This window comes from Roseomonas alba (genome assembly GCF_019430885.1).
In the GTDB taxonomy this organism is placed as follows: Bacteria; Pseudomonadota; Alphaproteobacteria; order Acetobacterales; family Acetobacteraceae; genus Neoroseomonas; species Neoroseomonas alba.
In genome coordinates this window covers 518,383-531,970 of the sequence record NZ_JAHYBZ010000004.1, presented here as the reverse complement: position 1 = coordinate 531,970, position 13,588 = coordinate 518,383, and the positions used below count along the sequence as shown (strand labels likewise).

General features: G+C 69.0%; 17 protein-coding genes. 6 read left to right on the top strand and 11 right to left on the bottom strand.

What is annotated here, in order from left to right; genetic code table 11:
- Positions 1-37: 37 nt before the first annotated feature.
- Together KPL78_RS14235 and KPL78_RS14230 are read right to left on the bottom strand one after the other, a co-directional pair.
- Entirely contained in the window at positions 38-718 is a 681-nt protein-coding gene (locus KPL78_RS14235; RefSeq protein ID WP_219763613.1) for an amino acid ABC transporter permease, read from the bottom strand.
- A gap of 74 nt (positions 719-792) precedes the next feature.
- Entirely contained in the window at positions 793-1,473 is a 681-nt protein-coding gene (locus KPL78_RS14230; protein WP_219763612.1) for an amino acid ABC transporter permease, read from the bottom strand.
- An 83-nt stretch (positions 1,474-1,556) separates the two neighbouring features.
- On the opposite strand from KPL78_RS14230, the gene KPL78_RS14225 reads away from it, so the two are divergent.
- Positions 1,557-2,141, top strand: coding sequence for a hypothetical protein (locus KPL78_RS14225; protein WP_219763611.1), 585 nt, complete (start codon positions 1,557-1,559; stop codon positions 2,139-2,141).
- Between the two features lie 41 nt (positions 2,142-2,182).
- Here the strand turns inward: KPL78_RS14225 and KPL78_RS14220 are convergent, their stop codons facing one another.
- Together KPL78_RS14220 and KPL78_RS14215 are read right to left on the bottom strand one after the other, a co-directional pair.
- The gene (locus KPL78_RS14220) at positions 2,183-2,938 is read right to left on the bottom strand and encodes an amino acid ABC transporter ATP-binding protein (RefSeq protein ID WP_369412755.1); all 756 of its coding nucleotides are present in this window, start codon (positions 2,936-2,938) and stop codon (positions 2,183-2,185) included.
- On the bottom strand, positions 2,935-3,777 hold the full coding sequence (locus KPL78_RS14215) for a transporter substrate-binding domain-containing protein (RefSeq protein WP_219763610.1): 843 nt from the start codon (positions 3,775-3,777) through the stop codon (positions 2,935-2,937). Before KPL78_RS14215 ends, KPL78_RS14220 begins: the two co-directional genes overlap by 4 nt.
- Positions 3,778-3,923: 146 nt before the next feature.
- Between KPL78_RS14215 and KPL78_RS14210 the strand changes: the two genes are divergently transcribed.
- Positions 3,924-4,130 (top strand): hypothetical protein, encoded by a 207-nt coding sequence (locus KPL78_RS14210; protein ID WP_219763609.1) that lies wholly within the window; start codon positions 3,924-3,926, stop codon positions 4,128-4,130.
- Here the strand turns inward: KPL78_RS14210 and KPL78_RS14205 are convergent, their stop codons facing one another.
- The 6 genes from KPL78_RS14205 to KPL78_RS14180 all read right to left on the bottom strand — a co-directional run bounded on the left by KPL78_RS14205 (position 4,131) and on the right by KPL78_RS14180 (position 9,200).
- A complete protein-coding gene (locus KPL78_RS14205; protein ID WP_219763608.1) occupies positions 4,131-5,363 on the bottom strand; it encodes an OprO/OprP family phosphate-selective porin in 1,233 nt (410 codons plus the stop codon).
- Positions 5,364-5,500: 137 nt separating this feature from the next.
- Positions 5,501-6,172 (bottom strand): NUDIX hydrolase, encoded by a 672-nt coding sequence (locus KPL78_RS14200; RefSeq protein WP_255568980.1) that lies wholly within the window; start codon positions 6,170-6,172, stop codon positions 5,501-5,503.
- Positions 6,165-6,980 (bottom strand): nitroreductase family protein, encoded by an 816-nt coding sequence (locus KPL78_RS14195; protein WP_219763607.1) that lies wholly within the window; start codon positions 6,978-6,980, stop codon positions 6,165-6,167. The genes KPL78_RS14200 and KPL78_RS14195 overlap by 8 nt, the downstream gene beginning before the upstream one ends.
- A gap of 37 nt (positions 6,981-7,017) precedes the next feature.
- Positions 7,018-7,491: an ASCH domain-containing protein gene (locus KPL78_RS14190; RefSeq protein WP_219763606.1), complete on the bottom strand. Its 474-nt coding sequence runs from the start codon at positions 7,489-7,491 to the stop codon at positions 7,018-7,020.
- A 36-nt stretch (positions 7,492-7,527) separates the two neighbouring features.
- Positions 7,528-8,277, bottom strand: coding sequence for a hypothetical protein (locus KPL78_RS14185; RefSeq protein WP_219763605.1), 750 nt, complete (start codon positions 8,275-8,277; stop codon positions 7,528-7,530).
- An 8-nt stretch (positions 8,278-8,285) separates the two neighbouring features.
- Entirely contained in the window at positions 8,286-9,200 is a 915-nt protein-coding gene (locus KPL78_RS14180; RefSeq protein ID WP_255568978.1) for an SDR family NAD(P)-dependent oxidoreductase, read from the bottom strand.
- 131 nt (positions 9,201-9,331) lie between these two features.
- Between KPL78_RS14180 and KPL78_RS14175 the strand changes: the two genes are divergently transcribed.
- From KPL78_RS14175 to KPL78_RS14165, 3 genes are all read left to right on the top strand, one after another.
- Entirely contained in the window at positions 9,332-10,633 is a 1,302-nt protein-coding gene (locus tag KPL78_RS14175; RefSeq protein WP_219763604.1) for an SAM-dependent methyltransferase, read from the top strand.
- On the top strand, positions 10,630-11,079 hold the full coding sequence (locus KPL78_RS14170) for a GNAT family N-acetyltransferase (RefSeq protein WP_219763603.1): 450 nt from the start codon (positions 10,630-10,632) through the stop codon (positions 11,077-11,079). The genes KPL78_RS14175 and KPL78_RS14170 overlap by 4 nt, the downstream gene beginning before the upstream one ends.
- A gap of 430 nt (positions 11,080-11,509) precedes the next feature.
- A complete protein-coding gene (locus KPL78_RS14165) occupies positions 11,510-12,088 on the top strand; it encodes a DNA/RNA non-specific endonuclease (protein WP_219763602.1) in 579 nt (192 codons plus the stop codon).
- Here KPL78_RS14165 and KPL78_RS14160 read toward each other — a convergent pair whose 3' ends face one another.
- Positions 12,089-12,976: an alpha/beta fold hydrolase gene (locus KPL78_RS14160; protein WP_219763601.1), complete on the bottom strand. Its 888-nt coding sequence runs from the start codon at positions 12,974-12,976 to the stop codon at positions 12,089-12,091.
- Positions 12,977-13,110: 134 nt separating this feature from the next.
- Between KPL78_RS14160 and KPL78_RS14155 the strand changes: the two genes are divergently transcribed.
- A complete protein-coding gene (locus tag KPL78_RS14155; protein WP_219763600.1) occupies positions 13,111-13,584 on the top strand; it encodes an SUF system Fe-S cluster assembly regulator in 474 nt (157 codons plus the stop codon).
- Positions 13,585-13,588 lie beyond the last annotated feature (4 nt).

Sequence of the window (13,588 nt, the reverse complement as noted above, 5' to 3'; positions counted from 1 at the left end):
GCGCTCTGCCGGCGCGGTCCCGACCATCATCGCCCGATCAGCGCCGGCCCGCCAACTGCCGGTTTTCCAGCCGCGACAGCATCCGCACCACCGGCCACAGCAGGATGAAGTAGATCACCGCGGCGGCCATGATCGGCGTCGCGTTGTAAGTCACGGACTGCGCCTGCCGCGCCTGGAACAGCAGCTCCGGCAGCGCGACGACGGAGGCGATGGAGGTCAGCTTCACCACCTCCAGCGTGTTTGAGATCAGGTCCGGCAGCACGTTCCGCACGGCCTGGGGCAGCACGACATAGGTCATGGTCTGCCCGCGGGTGAGGCCGGTGGACCGCGCCGCCTCGATCTGCCCGCGCGGCACGCTCTCGATGCCGGCGCGCAGGATCTCTCCGTAATAGGAGCCGGTGTTGAGGAAGAAGCCGATCGCGACGGCCCCCCAGGCGCCGACGTCGATGCCGACGAAGGGCAGGCCGGCGAAGATGAAGATCAGCAGCACCAGGGGCGGCAGGGCGCGGAAGATGTCCACCCAGACACGCAGCGGCCATTTGATCCAGGGCGCGTGGAAGGTGGACAGCACCGCGATAAGGACGCCGCCCAGGGCGCCGAGCGGCACCACCAGCGCGGACAGCAGCAACGTCGCCTTCAGCCCCTGCCAGAGGATCGGCCAAGCCTCGGTGACGATCTGCCAGTTGAAGAATGATTCGAGGAAGAGGTCGAGATCCATGGCGCTAGTTTCCGACCACGCGATTCACGCTGCGCTCCTCGCCTGCGGCTGTGCTGCTTCGCGATCGCATGGCGTCACCGCTTCCACGCGAAGCGCGTCTCGATCCAGCGACCGAGCACGACAACGGGCAGGAACAGCACCAGATAGGCAATGGCGCCGAGCGTCAGCGGAGAAGGGTTGAAGGAGAAGGACACCCCCGCATTCGCCGCCCCCAGGATGTCCGGCACCGCCACCACCGAGGCGAGCGCCGTGCCCTTGGTGATCGCGATGGTGCGGTTGGTCAGCGGCGGGATGGTGATGCGCAGCGCCTGCGGCAGAACCACGTAGACGAGCGTCTGCACGAAACCGAGCCCGGTCGATCGCGCGGCCTCCCATTGTCCCCTCGGGACCGAGGTGATGCCGGCCCAGAAGATCTCCTCGGAGAAGGCCATCAGCACCAGCGTCAGCGACAGCCAGGCCGAGGCAAAGCCGGACAGCTCCAGCCCCGCATTGGGCAGGCCGAAGAACAGCAGAACGATGATCACCAGCGGCGGCAGGGCGCGGAACAGGTCGACCGTGAAGATGATCAGCCAGTTCAGCGGCCGGATACCGAAGGCGCGGACGAGCGCGAGCAGCAGCCCCAGCACCAGCCCCGCGACAATGATGCACAGCGCGAGGACCACGGTCAGGCCGAAGCCCTCGATGATCTTCGGCAGGTACTGCGCCATCACGCGCGCATTGAAGAAACTGTCGGTGAAGCGTTCCCAGCCGGTCATGGGATGCAACCTCCGGCGCTGCAGTTGCTATGATTCTTGCTAGGCTTCGGCCTGGATCCGCCACCGTGGAAGGACTGCCCCGGATGACGCCGTACAAGACCGCGATGCTCGCCGCCCTGGCGCTGATGTGCGCCGCCGCCGGCCCGCCGCCCGAGACCGAGCGCATGGTGCCCGGCGGCCAGGCAGGCTTCGTCAGCGACGGGGCGGAAGGCTGCTGGCTCTGGGCGAGTGGTATCCGCGCCGGCGCGACGGGGCTGACAGCCTCCTGGACCGGTCCCTGCCCGGACGGCCCGGCGGAAGGCGAGGGCCGCGCCGTCGTCCGCTGGGAGGAGGACGGCGTCGAGCGCAGCATGGTCTATGACGGCGCGCTGCGTCGCGGGAAGAACGAGGGCCAGGGCCGCCTGATGATCACCGCGGGCAAGGACACGCGGGTGGTGCAGGAAGGTGTCTTCCGCAACGACCATTTCGTGTCTGGCCGTGTCGAGATTCCTGCCGCCGGCATTGTCTATGAAGGCGGATGGAGCCTTGCGCATCCGAATGGCCGTGGCCGGCTGGTGATCCGCGGCCGCGTGATCGAGGGGAACTGGTCCAATGGCTGCCTGCGCGGCCCGAATGGCTGGTTCGCCTTCACTCGCCCGGCGCGGGAATGCGAGGGCGCCGATACCTGACCGGGGAGGGGCGTTCCGCCCCTCCAGCCTGTCCGTGGTCATCAATGCCGCTCGATCTGCGAGATGAACGCCCGTGTGCGGTCATGCTTCGGCTGGGAGAAGATCTCCGCCGGCAGCCCTTCCTCGACGATCAGCCCGTCCGCCATGAACACCACGCGATCGGCGGCCGCCTTGGCGAAGCCCATCTCGTGGCTGACCACGACCATGGTCATCCCGTCCTCGCGCAGTTCGCGCATCACCGCGAGCACGCCGCCGACCAGTTCGGGATCGAGCGCGCTGGTCGGTTCGTCGAACAGCATCACGCGCGGCTCGAGCGCGATGGCGCGGGCGATGGCGACGCGCTGCTGCTGCCCGCCCGAAAGCTGCAGCGGATAATGATCCGCGCGATCGGCGAGGTGCACGCGCGCCAGCGCCGCCCGTGCCTTCGCCTCGGCTTCCGCGCGGCCGAGCCCCTGCACCTTGCGCAGCGCCAGCATCACATTCCCCAGCGCCGTCATGTGCGGGTAGAGGTTGAAGGACTGGAACACCATGCCGATGCGCTGGCGGGCCTTGTTGATGTCCGTCTTCGCATCGAGCATGTCGATGCCGTCCACGATCACCTGGCCGGAGCTGGGATCCTCCAGCCGGTTGAGGCAGCGCAGCAGCGTCGACTTGCCCGATCCCGAAGGGCCGATCAGGAAGACGAGTTCCTTCTCGGCGACCTTCAGGTCCACGCCCTTGAGGACGTGGAGATGCCCGAAATGCTTGTGGATCGCGCGGGCCTCGACGATCGGCTCGCGCGCAGTGGCGGCGCTCACCCGCAGTTCGGGTTCTGCGGCGTCGGGTCGTAGCCCGGCAGGTCCGGCACGCCATAGCCGGGGAATTCGATGCGCTCGGCCTGGTCGGGGCCGGGGGCGGAACCGAACCAGCGCTCGGACAGCCGGGCGACGGTGCCGTCACGCTTCATGCAGGTGATGATGTCTTCCACCTGGTTGCGCATCGCGGCGGAATCCAGCCGGAACGGCGTGCCCCAGTGGAAGCGCGTGCCGGGCAGGACGAAGTCCGCGATATAGAGTGGCGAGCGCGAGGCCGAGTAGCGGACGACGGTGTTGCCCGAGAGGTTGGCATAGGCGCGGCCCTGGATCACCGCCTGCGCCGCGTCGGCCTGGCTGTCGAAGGCGAGCAGCGTCAGGTTCAGCCGCTCGCGGTTGTTGTTCACCCATGCCTCATAGGGCGTGCCCTTGTTCACGCTGATGGTCTTGCCGCGCAGGTCTTCCTCCGAGCGGATCGGCGGCGTGCCGCGGCGGATGCCGAACTGCAGCTCGGTCCACAGATAGCCCTCAGTGAAGAGCAGCGCCTGGGCGCGTTCCGGCGTGACCGTGGTCGGCGCGCAGAGGAAGTCGTAGCGCCCGGCATTCAGCGCCGGGATCAGGCCGGAGAAGGCGGCGGAATCGATGACGATCTCGCGCCCCATGCGGCGGGCGACTTCCTTGAACAGGTCGATCTGGAAGCCCTGCACGCCACCCTGCAGGGAGGGGAAGGCATGCGGCGCGAAGGTGCCGTCCACGCCGCAACGCAGCGGCGGCTGCTGGGTTTGCGCCAGGGCGGGACCTGAGACGGCGGCGGTGAGAAGAGCGGCGGCGAGAAGCCTGCGCATGGGGAAACCTCCTATGCTGATTTCCGGCGGCACAGTTTCAGATGGCTGCCCTGCTGTCCATGCGGCCACTGCCACGAATTTGCCCTGCTGGCGTCCATCTGCCGCCTCCGCAGGCAGTTTAACTCCGTCATGAACGGAGCGACGCCATGCCTTTCATTCCCCTGACCCTGATCGGAACCGGTTTCCTCGGGAATCTCCTGTTGGTGGTGCTGCTGCTGGGTGATGCAACCGCGCCTGGGCGCGTGTCGCTGTCCGTGGCGGCCGCACTGGCGCTGGGCGGCGGTGCGATGATCCTCGGCGGGCTGATGCTGCTGGAACCGCGTCGCGACCGTGAGGCCGGACACTGGCACTGATCACAGCGCGACGGAGAGGCGGACGCCGATCGACTGGAAGCCCCGGTTCGGACCGTCGAGCGTGATCTGGCCGACCTGGTATTCGACGGAGGCCCGCAGGGCGCGGAACGGATACCAGTTGAGCGCCGTGCCCCAGATGGTCTGGTGCCCGCCGCGCACGGCCCCGTCGAAGAGGTTTGCGCTGCTGTAGCGCGTAGCGAGTTCGAGATAGCCCCAATGTCCTTGCGCGGGGTCCAGCTCCGCGAAGTGGGGGCGTGTCCAGACGGCGCGGTGGCTGTCATAGCGTCGGGCCTGGCCAATCAGCGGATAGGCCAGCGAGAGATAATAGCCCTGGAAGATGGGGTTCGTGCCGTTCGTGCGATCGACCTGGATGCGCTGGTATTCGCCCTGGAACAGCAGCTTGCCGACAGTGCCGGACAGCTCGGGCCCGATGGCGGAGGCAGCGTCGGCGGGCATGGAGCCGGTGTTGAGCAGTTGAAGCGGGCTGAGCCGTAACTGCGGATAGTCGCGAAGCCGGATCGTCGCATTGCCCGATGTGCCCGGTTGGAACTGATAGGACGCACTGCCGCCGACGAGGAGCTTCACCTCCTCCGTATCGACGGCGAGCGCGGCGACACGTCCGGCGAGGCCGCGCTGATTGCCGTCGTCGCGCGTCGTCGAGACGCCGTCGGTCGCATAGAAGGCGCCGAAGAGCCGGTCGCTGTGTAACTCGGCGCCGGCGCCATAGCGGCTGTCCCCCGTGGCGATGCTGGCGGCGATGTTGATGATGGAGGCGCGTTCCATGAACAGCGTCTCGAAGCTGCTGCCGGAATAATCGAGCGTGTTGAGCGGCGTGAAGGCACCCACCCGGAAGGTTACCCAGGGCAGGCCCGAATAGGCGATCCAGCCATCCATTAGATAGACCGAGGCCCAGTCGAACTGCTTGCCGGGGTCTGGTTCGAACTGCCAGGTGACGTTGTAGGTGAAGTCGCGCAGGACGGTGCCTTGCACGCCCAGGCGCGCGCGACGGACGTTGAACCCGCCGTCGAAGCGGCGCGGCTGCCCGTCGTTCTGCGGCTGGTCCCAGAAGGTGCCGCCATCGAGGTCGAACCGCAGCGAGGGCTGGAGCACGACGTCGCCGCCGCCGAGGGTGAGCGTCGGCCGCCAGCCCTGCATCGAGACGGTCGGCGGCACCTCCTGCGACCGGGCCGTCGCCGGCAGAAGGCAAAGCAGGGCGAGGGCTGCAAGACGCATCCTGGGGATACCCGAGGCCATGGAGATGACTGGGTCGGAGATCTATGTGACGCCCGCGTCGGCGGTCTGACGCTTCGGTCGAAAATGCATGACATCGCGAGCCTTCGACGCGGCGGCGCGCGACAGGTCGGTGATGCTCACCGATCCGGCTGGCGGTTGTCCATGCCACGGAAGACGATCAGCGGCCGGCTCGCGCGCTTCTGCGGCGTCATCGCCAGCCAGTCGAGGAATTCCAGCAGCACCTTGCTGGTGATGTCCGCGACGTGATGGCGATGCGCAGCCTCGGGCGTGTACCAGTCGAGGCGCTCAAGCTCGCCCGATCCGGCGATGTCGCCGTGCACCGTCTCGGCCGGGGCGGCGAGGAAGCGCGCATTGAAGCGGATCGGCCGCCCGCCCGGTGTCACCGCACGGCAGACATAGTGCAGGGCGCCGAGATCGGCGAAGACCGCATCGCCCTCGCGCCGGCCGAGGACGAGGCCGGTCTCCTCGAACAGCTCGCGCACCGCCGCGATGCCGATGGCCCGCGCTCGGCCGGGTGTGGCGCGGTGCTCCAGCATGCGGCGCGTCGCCGTGCCGAGTTCGGACACCGTGGGCTGGCGATGGTCGTCCGGGTCCACCCGGCCACCGGGGAAGACCATGACGTCGGGCATGAAGCGGTGGCGCGCATGGCGCTTGCCCATCAGCACCTCGGGGCCGGCGGGGCCGTCGCGCCAGATGATCAGGCTCGCCGCGTCGCGCGGGCGGACCGTGCGGCGGGACTGGCCTTCGGCATCGGCGCCGCCGGGATTGTCGGCCAGGGCGTCAGTCAAGCGCGAAGCCCCTCAGGCGCAGCCAGGCGCGGAAGCCGAAGCGCTCGGGCACCGAGAGCTGGCGCGCGGAGTTCTCCGACCAGGTGCAGCCCTGCGGGGCCGGGCCATGAACCTCCGGATAGCGCGGCTTCTGGCGCGGGCGCAGCGCGTCGTATTCGTCGAGCGCCACGGGCAGGCCGCCATCGCTGTAGCCCTCCCGATGCACGATGACGGAGGGCGGCAGGCGCGGCGTCGGGTCGTTGCGCGCGCTGGGCCAGCCGAGGGTCAGCCCGGCGACGGGATAGACGCCCTCGGGCAGGCGGAACAGCGGGCCAACCTTCTCGATATGGCTGCGGACATAGGAGATGGGGCAGGTGCCGAGGCCGGCCGCATCGGCCGCCGCGATCGCCATGCCCATGGCGAGCGCCGCATCGACGGCGGTGTTGAGGAAGGTGTCCATGTTGTTGTTGGCATGGGCACGGCCGTGATGCGCGCAGGCGAGCTGGCCGCGCCGCATGTCGCCGCAGAACAGCAGGAAGACCGGCGCATCCTTGATCCACGGCATGGTGCCGATCCAGTCGGCGACCTTGGCGATCTTCGCCGCATCCTGCGTGACGATGATGGAATATTGCTGCAGGTCGGATTTCGACGGCGCCGATTGCGCGGCCGCGAGAATGGTGTCGAGCAGCGGGCCCGGCACCTCCTCGGCGCGGTAGCGGCGCGTCACGCGGCGGTCGAGCAGCGCGGCCAGGGCGGGGGGAATCTCCTCCGGCGGATCGAAGGGTACCTTGCCGTAGCGGGCATGGATCAGGTCTGCGGGCGTCGTCATGGCGGCAGCGTGGCACCCCGGGCGCGGGAGAGGAAGGTCATGGGTCGGGCGTCGGCCAGACCAGGCGGAAGCGCTCGAAGACGACGGGCTCGTCATCGGTCATGACGAAGCCCTCGCGCGCCGCCTGGCGGGCGAAATAGCCGCGATGCGCGGCGAGCCAGAAGGCGCGGCTGCGGTCGCCTTCGCCCTCGTCCCAGGCGAAGGCGTCATCGACGGCGATCAGCGGCTTCACCTGCACCTCGGTCGTGCGCCAGATGCAGCGTGGCCGGCCGGCGCCGTCGACGACCACGACATGGTCGCCCGGCGCCGGTCGCGGCGCGCGGCCTGCGCCATAGTCGCGGTCGAGCGAGGCGGTGGCCCGCTTCGGGCCGGATGCGATCAGCGCGACCAGTTCATCAGCCAGCTCCGGACCATCACCCATCGCCACCACGTCGTAGCGGTCGTGGTCGAGCCCTGCCGCGGCGCGGTAGGCGGCCCAGAGGGCTTCGACGGCGGGGGTGCGGTCAGCCATGGATGTCTCCGCTTCCGGCGGGACGGCGCGGCCCGGTCAGTTGGGCCACGGATAGTGGCCCGGCGGGGGTTGGCTGCGCGGATGATAACCGGGCGGTGCCGGCGGCGGCCGTTGCGTGCGGTAGGGCGGCGGAGGGCCTGGCCTCGGCTGTGGCGGGCCGATCGCCACTGGTGGCCCGGCAGCCCCGCCAGGCGGCGCCGTCCCCGCAGGCGGGGGGTAGAGTGACCTTCCGGCTGCCGGAAGCGCGCTGGGCGGCGGCTGCGCCACGCAATCCTCCGGCGGTGCCTCGGGCGGCGGGATCAGGATGGCCAGGAAGGCCGGCCTCGGCGCGTTGGCGGGCAGCGGCTGCATGTCGTGATCGAACAGGGCGATGCCGCCCTCGGCGATGCGGTCGCGCGTCGCGGCGCGAGCCAGCAATTCGCGCGTCGGGCGCAGCACCGCGGCGCGTTGGCCCGGTGTGAGCCCCGGCAGATCGCCGAACAGCACCACGGCCCTGAGCTGTGCCCAGGGCACGTTGCTGGCGAGCGGTTCCAGGTGCCGGGCGATGGGGGCGAAGGCGCAGACGGCGGATCGCAGGGGTGCCTCGAGCGCGCCGCTGGGCGGCAGCCGCTGGACCGCGTCCAGCACCACCATCGGCACGCTGGGCTGCGGCAGACCGGAGGACGGCGCCTCGCCCGCCGGCGGCGTGACGGTCACGAAGGGCGTGCCATCCTCGGGCCGCGTATCCTGGGCTGCGGCGGGCAGGGCGAGGGCGGCACACGCCGCCAGGGCCATGACCCGCCGCATGCGGGACCTCAGATCGGGTCCCAGCAGAAGACATCGCCGGACCGCTCGAGCTTCGAGAAGCCCTGCGCCAGCGACGGCAGCGCGTATTCGGCGATGCTCTCCGGCGTCCACCCGCTCTCGCGATGCACCGACTTGATCGGGCGGATCTGGCTGTAGACGAACAGCTCGTTCATGCGCGGGGAGAAGATCTGCCCGGTCACGTCCTTCGCCGCATCCGAGGCGAGGAACACCGCGAGCGGGGCGTTCTTGTCCGGCGTCATCTGCATGATGCGCTCGACGCGGCGCTTCTGCTCAGGCGTCTCGGCGGGGATGGTGCCGGTCATGCGCGACCAGGCGAAGGGCGCGATGCAGTTCGACCGCACGTTGAAGCGCGCCATGTCGAGCGCGATCGACTTGGACAGGCCGACGATGCCGAGCTTGGCGGCCGAGTAGTTCGCCTGGCCGAAATTGCCGATCAGGCCGGAGGTCGAGGACATGTGCACATAGGCGCCGGACTGCTGCTGGCGGAAATGCGTGGCCGCGGCGCGGGAGACGTAGAAGGACCCGTTGAGATGGACGGCGATCACCGCGTCCCATTCCTCGGGCGTCATGCGGTGGAAGATCTGGTCGCGCAGGATGCCGGCGTTGTTCACGACGATGTCGATGCGGCCGAAATGATCCATTGCCGCCTGCACGATCTTCTGCGCCGAGGCCCAGGAGGAGACGCTTTCCGCGCTGATCTCGGACTGGCCGCCATTCTGCGCGATGATCGCCTTGGTCTGCTGCGCGGGGGTCGCATCCATGCCCTCGCCCGACACCGAGGCGCCGATGTCGTTGATGATGACCTTCGCACCCTGGCCGGCCATCATGATGGCGATCTCGCGGCCGATGCCGTTGCCGGCCCCCGTGACGATAGCGACCTTGCCCTCGAGCATGTTCGGCATTCTGGCATCCCCTCCGTGGTGTTAAGCCGATATCGCTTCTAGACCCGGCCCGGCGGGGCGTGAAGCCGGGTTGCCGCCGCCATCGGCTGCCCGTAGAGCGGGCACGGAATTGTCAGGCAGGATCGGACGGCATGGGCAGGGATGATCGCCGGATCGCGGCGCTGCGCCGCTTTGCGGAGCATGTGGCCGGTGTGGCGCCGATCGACCTATCGGTCGGTCTGTGGGACGGGACGGTGCTGCCGCTCTCCCCCAAGGCGGATGGCCGGCTGGTGCTGGCGATCCGCACCCCCGCCGCGCTGACCCGGCTGGTGCGGCGGCCGCGCCTGCCGACGGTGGTGGAACTGATCGCCGAGGGCGCGGTCGATCTGGAAGGTGGGACGCTGCTCGACCTCGCGGCCGCGGCCGGGTCGGGGTCGACTCGCGGGATCGCCAAGCGGCTGAACAAGGGCTTGGCGCTGCGCGCCTTCCTGCCCTTCCTGTTCGGCCCGGGCGGGGGCGGGCAGGGGCATGCCTATGCCGGCGTGCAGGCGGCGAAGCACGGCCAGGGACGCGACGACAAGGCGCAGGTGCAGTTCCATTACGATGTGTCGAACGCCTTCTACAGCCTCTTCCTCGACCCCGAGATGGTTTATTCCTGCGCCTATTACCCGGACTGGGATGCCGACCTCGCCACCGCGCAGAAGGCCAAGCTGGATATGTCCTGCCGCAAGCTGCGGCTGAAGCCGGGCGAGCGGATGCTCGACATCGGCTGCGGCTGGGGCGGACTGGTCTGCCACGCCGCGCAGCATTTCGGCGTGCAGGCGCATGGCGTGACGCTGTCCCAGGCGCAGTTCGATTTCGCGACGGAGAAGGTGAAGCGGCTTGGCCTGCAGGATCACGTGACGATCGAGCTGCGCGACTTCCGCGAGCTCACCGGGGAGTTCGACAAGATCGCCTCGATCGGCATGTTCGAGCATGTCGGTCTCGACAATCGCGATGGCTATTTCCGGCACATCCGGTCGTTGCTGAAGCCGCGCGGCATCTATCTGCACCACGCTATCGCGCGGCCGATGAAGGCCACCGAGAAGAAGTTCCGCAAGGCGAACCCCGAATTCCGCACGCTGGTGAACTACATCTTCCCCGGCGGCGAGCTGGACCACATCGGCGGCACCACCGACGCGATGGAACGCAACGGCTTCGAGATCCACGACACCGAGGGCTGGCGGGAGCATTACGGCCGCACCTGCCGGCTGTGGACCGAACGCCTCTATGCCAATCGCGAGGCCGCCTATGCCGAGGCCGGCGAGGCGCGGACGAAGATCTGGCTGATGTATCTCGCCGGCTGCGCGCTCGCCTTCGAGCGCGGCACGGTCGGCATCTTCCAGACGGTGGCGACGAAGCGCGCGCGCGGGGCATCCGGCCTGCCGCCGACGCGGGGGGATCTCTACGCATGAGCGGGACCATCTTTCGCCGCGCGGTCGCGGCCGATGTGCCGGCGATCGTCGCGCTGCTGGCCGACGACGTGCTGGGCGCGGCGCGCGAGCAGCCCGGCGACCCGGCCTATGACGCCGCCTTCGCGGCGATCGAGACCGATCCGAACCAGCTGCTCGCCGTCGCGGAACAGGACGGCGCGGTGGTCGGCTGCCTGCAACTGACCTTTCTTCCCGGGCTGTCGCATCGCGGCGTCTGGCGCGGGCAGATCGAGAGTGTGCGCGTCGCCGCGGGCCGTCGCGGCAGCGGCCTCGGCCGGCGGTTCCTGGGCTGGGCGGTCGAGCAGTGCCGTGCGCGCGGCTGCGCGATGGTGCAGCTCACCACCAGCAATTCCCGCACGGAGGCAAGGCGCTTTTATGAATCGCTGGGGTTCGTGGCGAGCCATCAGGGGATGAAGCTGGGGTTGTGACTGTGGCGAAGTTGGAGGGGCTCTGCCCCTCCAAGCCACCCCGCCAGGGGATTGGATCCCCTGGACCGCAATCCCTTGGTGCTGGGCACGGCAGGCGTTCCGCGCCCGCCAATCCTGCCTGGTGCGCAGGAGTGGGTTCCGGCATGCATTCTGCCAGAGATGCGCGGCACCAGGTGACGGTTTCCAAAGGCCCTGTGGCCTTTGGCAGGGTGGCTTGGAGGGGCGGCGCCCCTCCAACAGCAACGGTCGAGGATTAAGGGTAACCAGGAAAGCCTTTCGGCCCTTGATGGGCAGGGTCCGAGAGGGTCAGAGCCTCTCTCGGTCTCACGGCTGGCGTGAATGCTTCAGCAGCCTGTGGCCTGAATCACGCCGATGAAACCGACCGACCGCTATGATGCCCGGACCACTGTCCCGACAGTCGAGGCGACCCATGTCCATCTTCGACGACATTGCCCGTTCCGCGCCCAATCCCGGCGGGCGCGATGCCCTGATCGCCCATGTCGACGCCGCGCTGTGGGATGCGGTGGGGGAGGAGTATCTCGGCATGGCCGGCACACCCGGCGAACTGCTGACGGTGACCTTTCCGGCCGAGGACGGATCGGGTGCTTTCATCCGCACCATGTTCGACCTGGGGACGGAGGATCGCGTGGTTGCGGTCTGGGGCCTGTCGCGGCCCGAACCCGCCAGTACCCGCGACAAGGTTCGCATGGCCGGCTTCCTGGGCGGCGTCTGGTCCGCGACCTATCCGGGGGATGATCGCGGGCACTTCTTCGCTCACACCATGGGCGGCGGGACGGACATCAATCTCTTCCCGCAACTGGCCAGCGTGAATCGTGGCGGCCAGTGGCGGGAGATGGAGCGCTACGCCGCCGAGCATCCGGGCACGCTGTGCTGCGTGCGCCCGGTCTATGGCGCACCGGGCTGGCGGCCGACTGAACTGGACTATGCCGTGTTCAAGCTGCCGCCCGATGCGCCATTCGCGGTCTGGACGAACCGCTTCCCGAACTGATCAGGGCGCTTTGCCGGCGATGATCGACCCGGACAGGCTTTCCGGGATGCGCCGCTTCCACGCCCCGGCATCGACCTGCGTCACGAAGTCCAGCACCGCGCGGTTGAAGGCGTCGGGGTGCTCCAGGTTCATGGTGTGCCCGCATTTCGGCAGCACCAGCAGGGCGCTCGTCGGGATGGTGCGCTTCAGGTAGAGCGCGGGTTCCAGCGTCGGGTCGTCCTCGTCGCCGGCGACGATCAGGGTGGGGGTGGTGTAGGCGCGGAAGCCCTCGGCGAGGTCGAAGAGCGACGGGCGCTCGCGCTGCACGCCGTTCATGGTCAGCGCCGAGCCCTCGGTCGAATGCTCGCAGAGCTGCGCCTCGAATTCGGCGAAGCCGCGCGGGTCAGTCTCCTCGAAAACCAGGCGGGTCGGGCCATGGGCATAGGTCCTGCCATAGACCCCCATGCCCTGTTCGCGCAGCTTGGCGATGGCGACGTCGGTCTCGGCGCGGAACTGCGCCCGCTTGTCGGGGGCAGCGCCATAGCCGACGCCGGCGGCGACCAGGCTGCGCGCCAGCCCGGCATGGCGCAGCCCGAGATGCAGGGTCGCGAAGGCGCCCATGGACAGGCCCACCACATGGGCCGGGGCCAGGTTCAGCCCCTTGATCACGGCGGCGATGTCATCCGTCGCGCGATCCTGCGAATACGACTTGGGATCAGTCGGCACGGTGGAGGGCGGATAGCCGCGCGCATTGAAGGCGATGCAGCGGTAGCGGCGGGAGAAGTAGCGGAGCTGCAATTCCCAGGACCGGCTGTCGCCGGCGAATTCATGCACGAAGACCATGGGAATGCCGCTGCCGGCCTCCTCGTAGTGCAGGTCCACGCCATCATCGGTGCGTATCGTCGGCATCGGCCGGTCTCCTCAGCGATTCGGATCAGGATGAGAGCCGTTCTCAGCCTCGTCCAGGCGCCTTGACTTCGGCATGGCGCGAGAGCATCTGCAAACCGTACCAATCGGGTACTGATTGCCGGAGGGCAACGGCCGTGTTGCGGCTGTCGAAGATGACCGACTACGCGGTGGTGGTGCTGGCGCGGCTCGATGAGTCCGAGGCCGGCGGCGTCCTGACCGCGCCGGGCCTCGCTTCCTCGACGGGGCTGGGCGAGCCCACCGTGGCCAAGGTTCTCAAGATCCTGGCCCATGCCGGTCTGGTGGAAGGGCGCCGGGGGGCGACGGGCGGCTACCGCTTGGCGCGGCCGCTGGCCGAGATCCCATTGACCGAGGTCATCGCCGCGATAGACGGGCCCATCGCGCTGACTGCCTGCGTGGACAATGCCGCCGGTTCTTGCGATGCGGAGGCCCGCTGCCCGGTCCGCGGGCGCTGGGACCCCGTGAACAATGCCATCCGCCGGGCGCTGTCCGGCATTTCCATTGCCGACCTTGCGGGCGTGCCGGCCATCGTGCCGCATCCCGAGGTCGTCACCGCGGCGCGGCGCCGCGCGATTGCCGCCGCCGAGTAGGACG

Excerpts from the sequence above, each read along its gene's own strand:
- KPL78_RS14235 (WP_219763613.1), bottom strand. The coding sequence starts at position 718 with ATGGATCTCGACCTCTTCCTCGAATCATTCTTCAACTGGCAGATCGTC.
- KPL78_RS14230 (WP_219763612.1), bottom strand. The coding sequence starts at position 1,473 with ATGACCGGCTGGGAACGCTTCACCGACAGTTTCTTCAATGCGCGCGTG.
- KPL78_RS14225 (WP_219763611.1), top strand. The coding sequence starts at position 1,557 with ATGACGCCGTACAAGACCGCGATGCTCGCCGCCCTGGCGCTGATGTGC.
- KPL78_RS14215 (WP_219763610.1), bottom strand. The coding sequence starts at position 3,777 with ATGCGCAGGCTTCTCGCCGCCGCTCTTCTCACCGCCGCCGTCTCAGGT.
- KPL78_RS14210 (WP_219763609.1), top strand. The coding sequence starts at position 3,924 with ATGCCTTTCATTCCCCTGACCCTGATCGGAACCGGTTTCCTCGGGAAT.
- KPL78_RS14205 (WP_219763608.1), bottom strand. The coding sequence starts at position 5,363 with ATGCGTCTTGCAGCCCTCGCCCTGCTTTGCCTTCTGCCGGCGACGGCC.
- KPL78_RS14195 (WP_219763607.1), bottom strand. The coding sequence starts at position 6,980 with ATGACGACGCCCGCAGACCTGATCCATGCCCGCTACGGCAAGGTACCC.
- KPL78_RS14190 (WP_219763606.1), bottom strand. The coding sequence starts at position 7,491 with ATGGCTGACCGCACCCCCGCCGTCGAAGCCCTCTGGGCCGCCTACCGC.
- KPL78_RS14185 (WP_219763605.1), bottom strand. The coding sequence starts at position 8,277 with ATGCGGCGGGTCATGGCCCTGGCGGCGTGTGCCGCCCTCGCCCTGCCC.
- KPL78_RS14180 (WP_255568978.1), bottom strand. The coding sequence starts at position 9,200 with ATGCCGAACATGCTCGAGGGCAAGGTCGCTATCGTCACGGGGGCCGGC.
- KPL78_RS14175 (WP_219763604.1), top strand. The coding sequence starts at position 9,332 with ATGGGCAGGGATGATCGCCGGATCGCGGCGCTGCGCCGCTTTGCGGAG.
- KPL78_RS14170 (WP_219763603.1), top strand. The coding sequence starts at position 10,630 with ATGAGCGGGACCATCTTTCGCCGCGCGGTCGCGGCCGATGTGCCGGCG.
- KPL78_RS14165 (WP_219763602.1), top strand. The coding sequence starts at position 11,510 with ATGTCCATCTTCGACGACATTGCCCGTTCCGCGCCCAATCCCGGCGGG.
- KPL78_RS14160 (WP_219763601.1), bottom strand. The coding sequence starts at position 12,976 with ATGCCGACGATACGCACCGATGATGGCGTGGACCTGCACTACGAGGAG.